This window comes from Chryseobacterium panacisoli (genome assembly GCF_008274625.1).
Classification (GTDB): Bacteria; Bacteroidota; Bacteroidia; order Flavobacteriales; family Weeksellaceae; genus Chryseobacterium; species Chryseobacterium panacisoli.
This window is the reverse complement of sequence record NZ_VTRU01000003.1, coordinates 373,560-390,336: the sequence shown is the minus strand read 5'-3', so window position 1 is coordinate 390,336 and position 16,777 is coordinate 373,560. Positions and strand designations below refer to the sequence as shown.

The window sequence follows — 16,777 nt, the reverse complement described above, 5'->3', positions numbered from 1 at the left end:
AAAGAAATCATGACATAAAAAAATCCCGGAAATTACTTCCCGGGATCTAATTTTTATTGAATCTAAAGATTATTTTGCAAATCTTACAGACATTTTTCTGTCTGCAGCTCTTTCTGCATCAGAAGCTTTTGCATCTACTGTAGCAAATTGACTTCCGTAACCGTCAGCAGCAATTACCTGAGCTCCAACTCCAGCTTTGGCTAAAGCGGCTTTGATGTACTCAGCTCTGGCTTTTGACAATTTTACATTAGAAGCTTCGTTTCCTGTTTTGTCTGTGTAGCCTCCCACTTTGATTTTTGCATCAGGAAAAGCTTTAAGGATAGCCACTAAGTTATCCAATTGTCCTTGAGAACCTGCTTCAAGCTCAGTAGAGCTTCCCATTTTGAAATTAACATGGTCGAAATCGTACCATTTATCTTTCAATGCTGAATCATCAGCTGCATTTTTATAAGCTCCGGATTTCAGGAAAGTAATCATCTGATCCTCCATACCGCCTTTATAACCTTTTAACATTACACCATTAAGATCAATGTTTTCATCGGTTTTGGCTGTAGCCGGAACAGGTGTTGCAGTTCCTGTTGTAGCTGTATCTGCAGTAGAACTGGTCGCAGCTGAGTCAGACGTACTCGTAGTTGTAGTAGTCGTCTGTTTTTTCTCGCACTGTTTCCATAAGAAATATCCGGCTGCCAATAACAGTAAAAGCGGAAGCAGCCATTTCCAGATGGAGCCTCCGCCTTGATTATTATTGTTATTATTTTCAAATCTTTCTCTCACTTCTCTTGCTCCTTCCGAAACATTTTCTCTTGCTGTAGCAACACCTTCTGCGATGTTATCTTTAGCAGTAGAAGTTACCGAAGAAACTGTTTCTTTCGCCTGGCCAAACCAATTTTCAGCTCCTAATCCAAAGGAAGCCAAAGAAAGACCTGCCGGCAGTAAGGAAGAAATAATGCCTTTCTGATCGTTTAGTAAGCTGGAAACACCTGAAGCACCCAAATTATTGTCTGCTGCATATTTTCCAACCGTTCCAACCGTAGCTCCAGTCACCAGGTTTAACAAAGAACCTGCTGTGGTATTGCTTACTCCAGAAAAACTGGCAATGGAGTTGATTAATCCACTTATTTTATCTCCAAAAATTGAAGACAACAAGTTAGAAATAATAGGATTGCTGGACGATCCGCCTAACAAATTTCCTAAAATTCCACTTGAAGAGGCTTGTGTAATAGCATCCACAACGCCAGGCTTATCTGCATTATTGGCTAATCCACCTACTACAGCAGGTAATAATCCGCCAATTGCTTTAGAAATACCGGATTCACTTTCTCCAAACTGCGATGCAGCCTGTGAAACTAAAGCGGGACCTAATTGTCCTTTAATTAAATCAATGACATTTAAAGACATAATAATAAATTTTTTTGATTAATGTTGAGATAAATTTAAACAAAAATCCGTCCAAATGTCATTTTTTTTTGAATATTTCTTTAAAAATTAACGATTTTTTTCTAAATCATTAAAATTGTTAATAAGCTTTTGCGAATAATACACGTCTCTTAGAAGGTTTTCCGGAAATTAAAGAAATTCCTTCCTCTATGTCATCATCCAAAGGAATACATCTGATTGTTGCCTTTGTTTCATCCTTGATTTGCTCCTCTTCTTCAGCTGTACCATCCCAGTGAGCATAGATAAATCCACCTTTCTCTTCAAGAACTTTTTTGAATTCTTCATAAGTATCAACTTTCGTCATATTATCTTTTCTGAATTCAGATGCTTTATTGTAAAGGTCCTGTTGAATTGTTTTCAATAGTTCTTCGATATAAGAATCCAGACCTTCGATAGAACAAACTTCCTTCGTCAGATTATCTCTTCTCGCGATTTCCACAGATTTATTTTCCAGATCTCTTGGTCCCATTGCGATTCTTACAGGAACTCCTTTCAATTCGTACTCTGCAAATTTCCAGCCCGGTTTGTTCTGAGTATCATTGTCAAACTTCACAGAAATACCTTTAGCTCTCAGTTTAGCCTGAATATCCAGAGCCACTTCACTGATTTGCTCTAGCTGCTCTTCTCCTTTAAAGATCGGAACAATTACGACCTGAATCGGTGCCAGAGTAGGAGGCAGTACCAATCCGAAATCATCAGAGTGGGTCATAATCAAAGCTCCCATCAAACGAGTTGATGTTCCCCATGATGTAGCCCATGCATGTTCTATTTTTCCTTCTTTATTAGTGAATTTTACATCAAATGCTTTTGCAAAATTCTGACCTAAGAAGTGAGAAGTTCCAGCCTGTAAAGCCTTTCCGTCCTGCATTAATGCTTCAATACAATAGGTTTCATCAGCTCCTGCGAATCTTTCAGATGGAGTTTTTAACCCCTGAATTACCGGCATTGCCATAAAGTTTTCTGCAAAATCTGCATATACTTTATTCATCTTTTCTGCTTCTTCAACAGCTTCGTCCTTTGTAGCGTGAGCAGTGTGGCCTTCCTGCCATAAGAATTCTGCTGTTCTTAAGAAAAGACGTGTTCTCATTTCCCAACGAACAACATTCGCCCATTGGTTGATCAATATTGGTAAGTCTCTGTAAGACTGAATCCAGTTTTTGTAAGTATTCCAGATAATTGCTTCTGAAGTAGGACGAACGATAAGTTCTTCTTCCAGTTTCGCATCCGGATCCACAATCAGTTTGGATGGATTGTCCGGATCGGTTTTTAATCTGTAGTGGGTAACAACAGCACATTCTTTTGCAAAACCTTCTGCATTCTTTTCCTCTGCCTCAAACAAGCTCTTGGGCACAAAAAGCGGGAAGTATGCGTTAACGTGACCTGTTTCTTTGAACTTTTTATCCATTTCATCACGCATTTTTTCCCAGATTGCATAGCCATACGGTTTGATCACCATACATCCGCGCACGCCTGAGTTTTCAGCTAAATCAGCTTTTACAACCAGCTCATTATACCATTTGCTGTAATCTTCGCTTCTTGAGGTTAATTTTGCCATTATTTTTTTTAATTTTTTTAACTTTTGTACATTATTGTTATCTAAAAATAAAAATCTATTTTTGATAGATTTTTTTACCAGTATTTTGGTACATTTTTGGTACAGATTGCAAATATAATTTAAATTAAAAATTTTTACGTTATCATGAAAAGAAATATACATAAAAATTTGCTTGGTCTGCTAAGATCCAAAGGGGTGTTGGCTATATCAGGCGGATTATTACTTGTGTCTTGTGGTGCTCAGATGGGAGGGTATAGCGAGACGGATGGGGTGTATTACGACCCCAATAAGGATACGCTACCTGAAGGAGTTATCATCAATGATAGCGGAAACAGAGTAGGAGAATATTATGACTATTATCAGGATTCCAATGTCATTGAAAATGCACAAACGAATTCCAGAGAACAGCAAAACAGATATAATGATTGGAGTAATACCAATACAAACTGGAATTCCAACGCTACAGATTCAGACTGGGGACTTTATGCAGGTTCTCAAACCAACTATTATGACAACTCATGGGGATGGGGATCTCCTTGGGGATGGTATGGTGGTTACAGCCCGTATTGGGGCTGGGGCATGAACCGCGGCTGGGGCTGGGGTGCAAGTATGTCCTGGGGTTGGGGCGGATCATTCGGATGGGGCTGGGGAGGCTCTTACGGATGGGGAAGTCCTTACTGGGGATATGGTTATGGTGGATATTATGATCCATTCTGGGGCGGATACGGAGGCGGATACTGGGGTGGTGGTTACTACAACAGACCTGTGTATAGAAGAAGCGGTGTTAGTGGAGGAGGATTCCAGAATACAGGGGTAGCCAACGCAGTATACCGAACCAATACAGCCAACTCAGGCTTCAGAAATACGAATGGAGGTTTCAGAAACACAAATAATGGAGGTTTCAGAAATACTAACTCAAATGGAGGTTTCAGAAACGGTAATTCAGGAGGCTTCAGAAATAGCAATTCCGGAGGTTTCAGAAATACACAGCCAAATGGCGGATTCCGTAATACTTCACCACAGACAAGACCTAATTATAATTACCAGCAGCCACAGCCTAGAAACAATAATAATGGAGGCTTCAGATCTAATGATTCAGGAGGTTTCAGATCTAGCGGCGGCTTCAACTCCGGTGGAGGCGGCTTCAGAGGTGGTTCTTCTGGTGGCGGAGGCGGAATGAGATCCGGCGGCGGCGGAAGAGGTGGATTCAGATAATTTTCAAACGAATAAACTATTAAAAAATAATGTTAAAAAAATCTTTAGTATTAATGAGTATTTCTGCTGCATTCTATGCGCAGGCTCAGGATGTTTCTGTGATAAGAAATACCGTGGATGTTTACTCAAGTACTCCTATGGTGGGATCGGCTAAGTTTAATGCAATGGCAGGATCTAATGGTGCGCTAGGTGGTGATGCAAACTCTTTGCTTACCAACCCGGCAGGTTTAGGGGTAGCTATTTCAGGAGAGGTTTCAGGAACTTTATCTATTTTAGGAAATAAAAACAGCAGCTCTTTAGCTGGATCTACCATAGACTATAGCAAAACTAAGGGAGACCTTGGAAATGCAGGAGGGATCATTGCTTTCCCACTGATGACGGAAACCGGATGGAAGTTTATCAATATCGGTATTAATTTCTCCAACCAGACTCTAGATAATGTAATCCAGTCACCGGGTAATAACAATGTTGTTTATGCTTTTGATAAAGATGATATAACCAAGGATGCTGCATTGGCGGGACATATATATGAAAGATATGGTAATTTGTCAAAGATGAGCTTTGGGGTAGGAGCTAATTATAATCATAATTTATATTTAGGAGCAGGTTTCAATTTTTTCAACGCTTCAGTTGATCAATACGATACTTTATTTTACCGAAATCTTACCAATAATTCTACGGAAGGATTCAGTAAGCAGGACACTCCCTATTCAGAAAGATCTTCAGGTTTTTCTGCTTCATTAGGGGTAATCGGAAAGCTAAGTCCTAATTTCAGAGTGGGAGCATCCCTTGAAACTCCTACATTCTGGTCGATAGACAGGAATTACTATTTTTATAATGATCCTGTTTACGGGGACGATATGGGTGCTGAAAACAGAAAATTTACTTCACCGCTTAAAGCAACAGTGAGTGCTGCATTTGTAGCAAGTAAAAACTTCTCTTTGAATGTAGATTATACCCTTGGACTTACAAAGCCTGATTATAAAGTATACGGCGGAGCAGAAACAGCATTGAATGATTTCTTTAAAGAGAATTATAAAAACCTTTCTGAAGTAAGAGTAGGAGCAGAGTATAGAGTACAGCAGTTCAGACTGAGAGGAGGTTACGCTTACCAGTCTAGTCCTTTTGATGCACTTACGATCAGTAGATTTAATGATGCAGGAAGTGTAGGAGATCAATCATACAGCAACATGATGCTAAGTGATAGAAACACACTCTCTTTCGGTATCGGGTATGATTTCAAATCTTTCTATGTAGATGCATCTTATCAGAATATATCATCTAAGTATACAAATCCTTTTATGAGAGGATATATGGATGGTAATTCAGATTCATCTTATTATTCTGCTAATAACATCTTTGAAAGTGATTCTTATGCGGCAAGTGAGGTTAAAAATAACAGAAATAATTTCTTCCTTACAGTAGGATGGAAATTCTAAGCTTTACATAAGTAAGCTATATACAATAAAAGGCTCCGGATTCCGGAGCCTTTTTATTTTTTAATGAGAATGAGCGGCAGGATGTTGGTGGAAGAAATGCATCATCAATGCAAGTGAAACTCCTAAAACAACCAGTCCTATCTTTACCCAGTCTATATTATGATTTTTATTGCTTTCAAAAATGATCACCGATGAAATGTGAAGGAAAATTCCTCCAACAATAGCCAGAAAATAAGGCTGAAGATCAGGATTGAAATAGTTTCCTAACAGCATTCCCATTGGAGAAGCCAGGGCAAATAAGGCTACAATGAGAATAGAAGGATAAGATGAAGAACTTTTTGATTCTCCTTTTCTGTTAAATAAAAATGCTCCCAGAATAAAGGAAATGGGAAGATTGTGAAATACAATTCCCCAAAGGTAAGGAGACATTTCTTGCTGTTCATTGGCTAGAGGAATTCCTTCAATGAAAGCATGGATGAATAATCCTACCATTAAGGCAACGGGAAGAATATTATGTTCGCTATGATGATGGAAGTGTCCATGTTCAAAACCTTTGGTAAGCGCTTCCAGAATCATCTGTAGAAGAACTCCTGCGATTACAAATATCCCAAGATTACTGCTGCCTGCAGAAGTGTAAACCTGCGGAAAAACTTCATTGAGACAGATCGTAATCAAAAAACCTGCACTTAGTATCAGTAGATTTTTGGCCAGTTTTTCTTTTTTACCAAAGTGTTTCCCAAGAAATACTCCTGTTATTACACTTAAAATCAGTAAAAGTACTGTTATCATTATTTTTTCTTAAATAAATTGATGCAACGAGGGGAATTTTCTTTGTTAAATTCATTCAGCTGATAATCTCCCCAGATTTTTATTCTTTCAAAACCACATTCAGAGGCATACGCATGAATTGCTTCCAGTGTGTGAAGCTTTACCTTTTCAAAGAAATGAAACGGCTTACCGTCAGTTTCAAAACGGATATCTTTGATGATATGTCTGCCCTCTATTTTTTTCAGGATTTTAAAGTCTATATCGCCGCGGGTTATTGTTGTTTCCGGAACTAAAGTATTTCTTACATAAGCTTCATTCAGATAATCCAGTACAAAATATCCTCCCGGTTTCAAGGCGTGGTAAACAGAATGGAATACCTTTTTGTCATCATTTTCATTGTCAAAATACCCAAAACTTGTAAATAAATTGAATACAGCATCCATAGGATCTGCATCAATTGGATTTCTCATATCATGAACTTGAAAAATCAAGGTTTGATTTTCATACTGTTTGTCAGACTCAATGCTTTGTCTAGAAAGGTCAAGCCCAAGAACATCATACCCTAATTTATTAAGAAAAACAGAGTGTCTTCCCTTTCCGCAGGCAAGATCTATGATTTTCGACTGAGGCGGCAACTGAAGGTCCGCAGTGAGCTTTGTAATGAAGTTTTCTGCTTCAGTATAGTCTCTGTTGCTATAAAGCAAATGATAATAAGGGGTATCAAACCAAGATTCAAACCATTCCATAATGCAAAAATAACTAAATTTGTGCGGTTAAAAGCAAAGTATTTTACAACATTAAGAGATTGAAAATTTCAATTAGATAAGGAATTTGATGGCTAATCTTTTAATTATTAAAGCTTTAAATCTTTTAATTCATACTTATGGATACAGAAAATATTAAAATACAGATAAAGACATTCTTCGGATTGGAGCAGACTCTGGCAGAAGAAATCAAAAAATTGGGCGGAAGAAATGTTGAAATTAAAAACAGAGCAGTAAATTGTGAAGGAGATCTCGGTTTTCTTTACAAGATCAATTACTCTGCAAGAACAGCATTGAAAATCCTGGTTCCGATTCATGAGTTCAAAGCTTTTAATCAGCATCAGTTTTATGACAGATTGTTCAAATTTGAATGGGAAAACTTCATGGATGTTGACCAGTCTTTCTCTATTGATGCTACCGTAAATTCCGAAACATTCAAACATTCTCAGTTTGTGACTTTAAAAATGAAGGATGCGATTGTGGATTATTTCCAGGAGAAATTCAAAAGACGTCCGAATGTGGAAACCAGAAATCCGGATATCAAATTTCACCTTCATATAGATAGAGAGTTGGTAATGATTTCAATGGATTCTTCCGGAGATCCTTTATTTAAGAGAGGATACAGAAGAGAGCAGGGAGAAGCGCCCATCAATGAAGTGCTGGCGAGTGGTATGCTTCAGCTGGCTGGCTGGGACGGAAAAGGAAATTTCCTTGACCCGATGTGCGGTTCCGGAACATTGTTGATTGAAGCAGCGATGATTGCTATGGATCTTCCGGCTCAGATTTTCAGAAAGAGATTTGGCTTTCAGAACTGGAATAATTATGACGCAGATTTGTTTGCAAAAATCAAAGAATTCAGAATTAACAGAGTCAGACAATTTGATGGAAAAATTGTTGGATATGATATTGATGCAAGAATGCTGAATGCTGCAAGAATGAATGTAGAAGCAGCAGAAATGGAAGATGTTATCGAGATTAAAAAACAAAACTTTTTTGATTCTAAAAAAGAATTGTTCCCTTTATTAATGGTATTCAATCCACCATATGATGAGAGAATTTCTATCAATGATGATGATTTCTACAAGAAAATAGGAGATACCTTCAAAACCCATTATCCCAATACATTAGCATGGCTGATCTCTTCAGACCTTGAAGCAGTAAAGAAAATTGGTCTTCGTCCTTCAAGAAAGATTAAACTTTTCAACGGAAAACTGGAAACTAGATTTTTACAGTACGAAATGTATGAGGGAACGAAGAAGATACATAAACTGGAAGATAATAAGTAATAGTTTGTATCGTTTAAAATAATAAACTGATGGCTTGGAATTTTCTTGATGGACTTGATATAATTGTAGATGTATTGGAACTATTTGGTTCTGGTTCTGGTTCACGTTCAACTTCTGATAGAAAAAGCCTGAACTATGATGAGAAGCCACAAAAAAAGAGTTCAAAGAGATCCAAATATTTCACAGAGAAAGTAAGTACAGTATTTATCGTATTGGCTGCATTTTCTTTTTTTATTGTTTTTAAAGATTCTTTACCCGCACAAAATTATACACAAACTTTGGTGGTAACTTCCTTAATAGGAATTGGAATTTCGTTTGTACTATTTTTTATCCTGCATGTGATGGAGTTTTATTATTTTAAAAATATTTTTAAACTGCTTTTGTTCAGCTGTTCAGTAATCGTTTTCTTTATTTCTGTGGCCATGTATATCTATTTCAGATCTGGTTGGTTTATATAACACAATTGGTTATAAACTAAAAATTAATAAACTTTGAGATTAAAATGTCCTGGAATTTTTTTGAAATATTTGATGTAGTTTTAGATGTATTCGGTCTGTTTAGCTCTGGGTCAAAATCATCACGTTCAAAACCTAAAAGAAAGGCTATAAATCATAATGTAATAGCTCAAAAGAAAGAGTTAAAAGATCCAGATATTTCACAGGAAAAATAATATCAGTAGATTATTAATTTAATTAAATAATAAAAACAGGTTGTACTTATATGGTACAACCTGTTTTATTTTATCGTGCCAGTGAAGGTGCAAACCCATACTGTTTTTTAAAGGCGTGCGAAAAATGCGACAGATCTTCAAAGCCTACTTCCAGGAAAATGTCAGAAGGTTTTTTATTCTTTTCAGACAAATGATAATAGGCGAGTTCAAGACGCTTTTGAGTAAGCCATCGCTGCGGTGTCGTTTGAAAAATCTTTCTGAAATCACGGTTGAAAGTAGATAAGCTCCTGCCTGTAAGATATCCAAACCGTTCCAAAGGCATATTGAACATATAATTCTTTTCCATAAAATGAATAAGGTCCACTTTTCCCGGTTCATCAAAATCAGCAAGGATATGATCTATATCCGGATCGATTTCCCTTAAAATACTGATGGCTTCAGTGATCTTTAAATGAGCGATATTTTCAGGAAAGAGCCCTTCAATTTCAAAATAAGGAATCAGGGAAGACAGACAGCTGTTCAGAAGAGGATGACTACTAAAACTGTGAATGCTGGATTCACGATATCCGGTTTTCTTAAGATAATCAATCGAACTGTAAAAATCTTTCAGACGTTCTGTGGTAAGATGCATGGCTACCGCTTTATGAGGAAGCCCGTCTTTGGGATAATTAATGACCGTTGCAAGATGATTTCTTGGGATCAGAAAAATATCTCCAGCTTTGAAAATATAGGTTTTATCTGCCTGAATGATCTTTGTTTCTCCTGATATAAACCATACCAGCATATGGTATTCAAAAACGGTTTCCGTTTTGAACATCTTGTCATCATAGCTGGAAAGCTTGATATCCGGCGTGAGGTATTGTATCTGGAAATCCATTGTCAGAAGTTTTTCATTACAAATGTATTTAAAAAACAGCTATTGGGCATCAAACCGGAAACCCAGCATTTCTTCACTTAATTTCCATAAACGCTCAGCACTGTTTTTATCAATGGAATAGGGCTGTACGCCACGGATGGTTGCCGGTTCATCGAATCTGTGCTCAATTTGTCCTCTGTCGATTTCCGCAATATCACAATTTTCACAATAAACACCTCCGATTTCATTAAGCTGAGGACTTACAGCACACCAAATGGTAGTAGCTGCCCCTTGTGGAACGGTTTTTAAACGGGCTTCAACCTCCGGTTTGATATTTCCGTTTTCATCATGCGTTCCAAGCTGTTTAAAAAGTTCAACAGGTTCTTCTCTGCCCAGATCAGTCCCATATACAGAACCGGGATGAAGAGAATAAGCTCTGATATTGAATTCTTTTCCTCTTTCATCAAGTTCCACAGCAAACAGATTACAGGCTGTTTTGGATTGTCCGTATCCGGATAGGGTATCGTAGTCTCTTTTCTCAAAATTAGGATCTTCAAAATCAAAAGGAGCCATCTGATGACCATATGAAGAAACACTGATAACTCTTGCGCCATTTGCTTTTTTCAGAGCCGGCCATAATTTTGCAGTGAGGTGAAACTGCCCAAGGTAATTGGTGGCCAGCTGGGATTCAAAACCTCTGCTGTCTCTGCGGAGAGGAACCCACATGATCCCTGCGTTGTTAATAAGCAGATCAAGGCTTCTACCTGATGCTGTAAATCTTTCTGCAAAAGCTTCAATCGAAGCAGGATTCATAAGATCCATTTCTTCAAGTTCAAAATTTTCTATCCCTGAAAGATTTTTTCGAGCCTTTTCAATATCTCTTGCAGGAATAATGACGTGGGCTCCGGCTGAGCTAAGCACTTTGGTGGTTTCAAGGCCAATTCCTGCATAACCGCCGGTAATGATTACCGTTTTTCCGGTAAGATCGATTCCCTTAATAACTTCCTGAGCTGTTGAATACGCATTGAATCCTGATTGAACAGGCTGTTGCAATGCATTGATCGTTGATTCCATTTTTTATTGTTTTAAATTTCTATAGCAAAATTAGAATGGATTCTCCATGTTTATTTTGTTTAAAATGTCAAATTTGTTGGCTCAGAATTTCATTTGTAAAAATTATACAGTAAGAAGGATGTAAGGGAACTTCGTTAATTTCTCTGAATAAGCTGTTAAACTGTTTGTAGGTTGTTCTGCGAATAAGTAATTTTGAAAAATTTTCAATTTGAAGCCTACTATTTCCATTGTCGTTGCCATTTACAACCGAAAAGACGAACTTTTTGAGCTGCTAACCTCCCTTACCCAACAGACGGATAAGGAGTTTGAGATCATTATTGTAGATGACGGTTCTCTGATCGATCTGAAGCCTACCATCAGAAATTTTGAACAGGGGCTGGATATTAAATATTTCAGAAAAGATAATTCAGGACCCGGGCTGACAAGAAATTACGGAGCAGCAAGAGCTGCCAATGAATGGCTGGTATTCGTAGACAGTGATGTCATTGTTGAAAAAGATTATATTGAACATATTAAAAACGATATTCTTACTATTCCCTGTGATGCGTTTGGAGGAGCAGATAAGGCTCATAAAGGCTTCAATCTGATGCAAAAGGCTATTTCCTATTCTATGACCTCCGTTTTTACCACCGGAGGAATCAGAGGAAATAAGAAAGCGGTTTCTAAATTTCAGCCCAGAAGTTTTAATATGGGGGTGAAAAAGGCTGTTTTCGAAAAGGTAGGTGGATTTTCAGAAATGAGAATAGGAGAGGATCCGGATCTGTCTATGACACTTTGGGAAAATGGCTTTACCACAGCTTTTTTTGACGATATTGCTGTTTATCACAAACGTAGGGTTGATTTTGGAAAATTTTCCAAGCAGGTCTATCAGTTTGGCTGTGCAAGACCGATTCTTAATCAGAGACACCCCAATTATGTGAAGATCTCGTTTGCATTTCCTACTTTATTTATGTTAGGATATGCAATGGGCTTTCTGGAGTATTTTATTATGCATAGAGGGATAATTCTTTCTTTTTATGGATTGTACACCTTTTTGGTGTTGTTTCACGCTTTATTACTGACCAAAAATATCAGCATTGCCGGTATGGCAGTTATTTCCACCTATATTCAAATGTTTTCTTACGGCTATGGATTCCTGAAATCCTGGATTCTGCTGAATGTTTTCAGAATGAAACCGGAAGAGGCTTTTCCGCATCATTATTATAAGAAATAGCAGGAATATTATCTGCAAAAGAAAATTCAATAGGAATGGGCTTTAGCCCATTTATCAAGTCAATAAAATGTTCTAATGGCTTTAGCCAAAACTTGTAAAAAGATTATACAGAACGCTTGTCATTCCATAGAAATATAGATAGTTGGATTTGTAAATTAAGAAAATATAAAAAAGGCTGTTTCAATTGAAACAGCCTTTTTACAATAATAAATTTAGGATATAGAAATGTTTTCATGGTGGTTAAGAACGCCTACTTTCAGCATACACTCCTTCATTTTATGGTACGTTCTTTTAATATCGTGGTCAAGACCGATGGAGAATCTGATCAGTCCGTCTGAAATACCTATGGAAGCTCTTTCTTCTTCAGGGATTTCAGATGAGGTAGATTTTCCTGAGCATGAGAATAAGGTTTTATAGAACCCTAAGCTTACTGCAAGATAACCCAGGTTTTCTGTCTGCATCAGTTCCATCAACTCGTTGGCTTTTTCTGTGGTTCCGGCATCCAGCGTCAGTAATCCGCCGTATCCGTATTCTTCATGAAGCATGCTCTTCATTAATTCATGATTTTTATGGGATGGTAATCCAGGGTAAGATACCTTTAGGCCATCTTTTTCAAATCTTTCAGCAAGATACATCGCATTGTGGCTGTGCTGTTTGATCCTGATGTGCAATGTTCTCAGGTTTTTTAAAATACTTGATGATCTTAAGCTGTCCATGGTAGGCCCCAGAAGCATACAAGCTCCGGAATTGACATTTTTGGTATCATCAATAAATGCCTGTGTTGCACAATATACACCTCCTACTGTATCACTGCTTCCGTTAATAAACTTCGTCAGACTGTGGATCACAACATCTGCCCCGAATAGTGTCGGAGAGATAGAAAGAGGGGAGAAGGTATTGTCTACGACCAGTTTCAGGTTGTGTTTTTTACAGATTTCAGAAAGTTTTCTAAGGTCTGCCACTTCAAGAAGCGGGTTGCTCACACTTTCGCAGTAAATTACTTTAGTATTGGGAGTAATTGCTTTTTCTATAGACTCAAAATTATTGATATCAACAAAACTGGTTGCTACATTGAACTGAGGCATGAAGTTTTTAAGAAAAGCATAAGTTCCTCCGTATATGGTTCTGCTTGAAATAATATGGTCTCCACTTTTGCACAACTGCATCAAAACCGAAGTAATAGCTCCCATTCCGGACGCTGTAACGTTGGCAGACTCTGTATTTTCCATCTTGGCAAGTGCCTGAGCCAGATAAAGATTCATGGGTGATGAATGTCTGGAGTACAGGTAACATCCTTCCGCATTTCCTTCAAAAGTATCAAACATGGTCTTTGCAGAGAGGAACGTATAAGTAGAGCTATCTGAGATAGAAGGATTTACTCCTCCGAATTCACCAAAATACTGAAGATCCTGGATCTCGTTGGCTGCGTTAAAGTCTTCCATAAATATTGTTTTTATTTTATTGTTCCAATTTGCATTAATTTGCTAATTATTACAATATAAATTTGAATTTATAGAAAATAAAACTGTAAAATATTGTTTATTTAGAAAAATTATTTAGTATCTTCGGGATTGTTAAACTTTTACCAAAAAAATATCTATGGAACTTGACGAAACTGACAAAAAACTCTTGTTTTTTTTACAGGAAGACTGCAAACAAACCACCAAAGAACTGTCCGGGAAGCTTGGATTATCTGTTACAGCTATTTATGAGCGCGTAAAGAAGCTTGAAAATGCAGGCGTTATTTCAAAATATGTAGCCTTGCTGGACAAAAGCAAAGTTAAGAAAAATTTTATCGTCCTGTGTCATGTCAAATTAAGCCAGCATAAAAAAGAATTTGTACTTCAGTTTGAAAAGGAGGTGATGGACCTGCAGGAGGTTACAGAGTGTTTTCATGTGAGCGGAGATTACGATTATATCCTTAAAATAGGGGTGAAAGATATTGAAGATTATCGCAGTTTTATGCTGACGAAACTGACGACGCTTCAGCACATCGCAAGTACGCACAGTTCATTTATGATTTCCGAAGTGAAAAATACAACGGCAATCGTATTGTAGATTATTAAAAAAATCTCTGATTTGGTTATTTGATTTGATCTCCCTTTGTTATTTTATCAATGAAATAGTGAAGTCTTTTAATCTCGGATCTGCCTTTGTTTTTATCATTCAAAAAGCAGGTGGTTACGATCACCATTTTTAGATCAGGAATAATGCAGATAAGCTGTCCGCCATAACCTGTTGCCACGAATGCCTGTTGGCCGTTGGTTTTTCTTCGCCACCAGTAATAGCCATATCCGTTGGCATTGGGCATTACATCCCATGAATCCAGCTTTACCTGTTCAGAAGTGGATTCCTGAATCCATTTTGGTGAGACGATCTGTTTTCCAGCCAGTTTACCGTTGTTAAGAATCATAGAACCGAATTTCAGCATATCTTCAGGCTTCATAAACATCTCCGATCCTGCCAAATTTCTGTTCATAGAATCTGTGTCCCATCGGGTAACATTCATTTTTAAAGGTCTGAAAAGATTTTCAGTCGCGAATTGTTTCAGATTGGTCTTTACAATTTTTGCCAATGCAGCACCAAAAAGATGAGACTCACCACTGTTATAGTTGAATACAGTACCCGGATATTCTTCGAAAGGCAGATCCAGAACAAACTTTACAGGATCACCCGAAAACGACATGGCTGTTGATATTTTTGAATTCTCAATCCAGTCGAAACCACCCTGCATGGTCAGGATATTCTTTAACGTTAATGTATTTCTGATAGAATCATGAAGAACTTTCCCTTCAATATTGGAGATGTTTTTAAAACTGCTTCTTGAAACATTATATTCCGGAAGGATTTTTAAAACCGGAGTATTGAGATTGGGAAGTATATTTTTATCTTTTGCAATACCTGCCAGAACAGATACGATGCTTTTGGTAACCGATTTTACACTGAAGACCGTTTCTTTATTAGCTCCGTGAAAATACTGTTCATACATGATCCTGCTGTCCTGAGAAACGATAAAAGATCCCAGAGACGGAATACTGTCATTGATTTCCCGGGTGAATTTGTCTGTAAATTCTTTAGGTAATTCTTTGTTAAAAGCCGCCTGTGATTTTACGTTAGAACAGAAGAAGGTAAGACATACAACTGTCAAAACCTGCAGTACTTGCTTGGATCTCATTGTTTAAAAAAGTAGGGTAAATTATTAGCTGGTGAAAGTATAAGTTAAAATCTGTCCGAAACAGAACCGTAATTCAATTTTGAACAGATTTCAGCAGATGTTTTCAATTCCTCTAAATTATGAAAAACAATGAAATTTTAAAATATATTTTACTGAATATTTTTTTGATTTTTTACTGTAAGCTGATATTCAATTATGCTATACAAGGACTCCGTTTTTGGAAGAAATAGGATCCGGAAGGTCTGTTTCTCCACTCATCTGAAGAAGATCAATTTCAATCGTTCTGCAGATGGAAAGCATTGGAACATCAAACATTAACCCTGCAAAAGGATTTTCGGAGTAATCTCCCACGAGTTCCATAATGATGTAGATCCATCCGATGATGATACAGAATGGAATAGAAGTCCATATTCCCCAATCGCCAAGCTTCGCAAACTCATTTACTAATCCCAGTGGGAGAAGCATGATAAACAGGATATTGAAAACAAAAGCTGTGCTGGCAAACTGTCTTGGAGAAGGGAATTTTTTGATTCTTTCTGCCTGTCCCTGAAAATTATAGAATTCATTCAGAGCGTTCTGCAGCTGAGTCTGGTTGAATTCTGTAATAGCTCCCATATTTTTAAGCTCATTGATGTCTTTTGCCTGTTGAGATACAAGGTAAGTGGCAAAGTTTTTATAATCATTTTTAAGTTCATATTCTTCCTCCGAAAGATATTTGTGCAGGAAAATAGGAGCTCTTCCGTAATCGGGGAATCCGGCTTTGATCAATCTGTTTCTTCTCAGGTTGATATTCCCGAACTTCTTTTCAGTACTGATATGTTCCCATTCTGTAGGAACCAAAAGCTGTTCACGGAAAGTATATAACCATGCAATATGACGGTAAACGATTCTTCTTTTACGGTCTTCAAGATCAAAAACACCAATTTCTTCATTTTTAGTATCAAAAGCATACACCATAGAAGCAAACGAACGGCTTGAATTCACAATTCCACCCCAGATTTTTCTGGCTTCCCAAAGTCTGTCATAAGCCTGGTTATTTTTAAAACCCACAAGGAATGCCTCTGCTGTACCAATCAGTGCAACAGGAACCCAGGGAATCGTCATCCAGTGCCAGTTGAAGAAATAAAAGAAAACAGCAATCAATGTACACCAGATTGATATAAAGATAAGATGTACACCGGCCAGATTGAGAACCTGTTTATAATTGACGTATTTGGTTGTGATCATAAAGATAGATGTGTTTTGCGTGTAGAGACAAAATAAGTACCAAACTATGATGGGGTTTGTTTTGCAATGCCTGTCAGATAATGGATAATCGGGTTTTC

At 37.5% G+C, this 16,777-nt stretch carries 15 protein-coding genes; 6 read left to right on the top strand and 9 right to left on the bottom strand.

Translation table 11 applies throughout. The features are described from left to right. Window positions 1-69: 69 nt before the first annotated feature. Entirely contained in the window at window positions 70-1,398 is a 1,329-nt protein-coding gene (locus FW781_RS14810; RefSeq protein WP_149388135.1) for an OmpA family protein, read from the bottom strand. Window positions 1,399-1,516: 118 nt separating this feature from the next. Next, complete coding sequence (proS, locus tag FW781_RS14805) at window positions 1,517-2,992, bottom strand: proline--tRNA ligase (protein ID WP_149388134.1); 1,476 nt, start codon at window positions 2,990-2,992, stop codon at window positions 1,517-1,519. Window positions 2,993-3,136: 144 nt separating this feature from the next. Between proS and FW781_RS14800 the strand changes: the two genes are divergently transcribed. Beyond that, window positions 3,137-4,207: a prolyl-tRNA synthetase gene (locus tag FW781_RS14800; protein WP_149388133.1), complete on the top strand. Its 1,071-nt coding sequence runs from the start codon at window positions 3,137-3,139 to the stop codon at window positions 4,205-4,207. A 53-nt stretch (window positions 4,208-4,260) separates the two neighbouring features. After that, window positions 4,261-5,646 (top strand): OmpP1/FadL family transporter, encoded by a 1,386-nt coding sequence (locus tag FW781_RS14795; RefSeq protein ID WP_228720203.1) that lies wholly within the window; start codon window positions 4,261-4,263, stop codon window positions 5,644-5,646. 60 nt (window positions 5,647-5,706) lie between these two features. Here FW781_RS14795 and FW781_RS14790 read toward each other — a convergent pair whose 3' ends face one another. Together FW781_RS14790 and FW781_RS14785 are read right to left on the bottom strand one after the other, a co-directional pair. Continuing rightward, window positions 5,707-6,432, bottom strand: coding sequence for a ZIP family metal transporter (locus tag FW781_RS14790; RefSeq protein WP_149388286.1), 726 nt, complete (start codon window positions 6,430-6,432; stop codon window positions 5,707-5,709). A gap of 2 nt (window positions 6,433-6,434) precedes the next feature. Next, window positions 6,435-7,160 (bottom strand): class I SAM-dependent DNA methyltransferase, encoded by a 726-nt coding sequence (locus tag FW781_RS14785; protein ID WP_149388131.1) that lies wholly within the window; start codon window positions 7,158-7,160, stop codon window positions 6,435-6,437. 137 nt (window positions 7,161-7,297) lie between these two features. Here FW781_RS14785 and FW781_RS14780 point away from each other — a divergent pair, with 137 nt between their 5' ends. After that, complete coding sequence (locus FW781_RS14780) at window positions 7,298-8,464, top strand: THUMP domain-containing class I SAM-dependent RNA methyltransferase (protein WP_149388130.1); 1,167 nt, start codon at window positions 7,298-7,300, stop codon at window positions 8,462-8,464. A 29-nt stretch (window positions 8,465-8,493) separates the two neighbouring features. Continuing rightward, a complete protein-coding gene (locus FW781_RS14775; RefSeq protein WP_149388129.1) occupies window positions 8,494-8,922 on the top strand; it encodes a branched-chain amino acid ABC transporter substrate-binding protein in 429 nt (142 codons plus the stop codon). A 282-nt stretch (window positions 8,923-9,204) separates the two neighbouring features. On the opposite strand, the gene FW781_RS14770 is transcribed toward FW781_RS14775, so the two are convergent. Then, window positions 9,205-10,011 carry a helix-turn-helix domain-containing protein gene (locus FW781_RS14770; RefSeq protein ID WP_149388128.1) on the bottom strand — a complete coding sequence of 269 codons (807 nt, stop codon included), beginning with the start codon at window positions 10,009-10,011 and terminating at the stop codon, window positions 9,205-9,207. 39 nt (window positions 10,012-10,050) lie between these two features. Further along, window positions 10,051-11,064 (bottom strand): SDR family NAD(P)-dependent oxidoreductase, encoded by a 1,014-nt coding sequence (locus FW781_RS14765; protein WP_149388127.1) that lies wholly within the window; start codon window positions 11,062-11,064, stop codon window positions 10,051-10,053. 208 nt (window positions 11,065-11,272) lie between these two features. Between FW781_RS14765 and FW781_RS14760 the strand changes: the two genes are divergently transcribed. Beyond that, window positions 11,273-12,277 (top strand): glycosyltransferase, encoded by a 1,005-nt coding sequence (locus tag FW781_RS14760; RefSeq protein WP_149388126.1) that lies wholly within the window; start codon window positions 11,273-11,275, stop codon window positions 12,275-12,277. A gap of 212 nt (window positions 12,278-12,489) precedes the next feature. Here FW781_RS14760 and FW781_RS14755 read toward each other — a convergent pair whose 3' ends face one another. After that, window positions 12,490-13,719, bottom strand: a complete 1,230-nt coding sequence (locus tag FW781_RS14755; protein ID WP_149388125.1) for an aminotransferase class I/II-fold pyridoxal phosphate-dependent enzyme — start codon at window positions 13,717-13,719, stop codon at window positions 12,490-12,492. A gap of 157 nt (window positions 13,720-13,876) precedes the next feature. Here FW781_RS14755 and FW781_RS14750 point away from each other — a divergent pair, with 157 nt between their 5' ends. Continuing rightward, a complete protein-coding gene (locus tag FW781_RS14750) occupies window positions 13,877-14,335 on the top strand; it encodes an Lrp/AsnC family transcriptional regulator (protein ID WP_047432467.1) in 459 nt (152 codons plus the stop codon). 25 nt (window positions 14,336-14,360) lie between these two features. Here FW781_RS14750 and FW781_RS14745 read toward each other — a convergent pair whose 3' ends face one another. Both FW781_RS14745 and FW781_RS14740 read right to left on the bottom strand, forming a co-directional pair. After that, complete coding sequence (locus tag FW781_RS14745) at window positions 14,361-15,452, bottom strand: serine hydrolase domain-containing protein (RefSeq protein WP_149388124.1); 1,092 nt, start codon at window positions 15,450-15,452, stop codon at window positions 14,361-14,363. A gap of 198 nt (window positions 15,453-15,650) precedes the next feature. Further along, window positions 15,651-16,679 carry a bestrophin family protein gene (locus FW781_RS14740; RefSeq protein WP_149388123.1) on the bottom strand — a complete coding sequence of 343 codons (1,029 nt, stop codon included), beginning with the start codon at window positions 16,677-16,679 and terminating at the stop codon, window positions 15,651-15,653. Window positions 16,680-16,777: the final 98 nt, after the last annotated feature.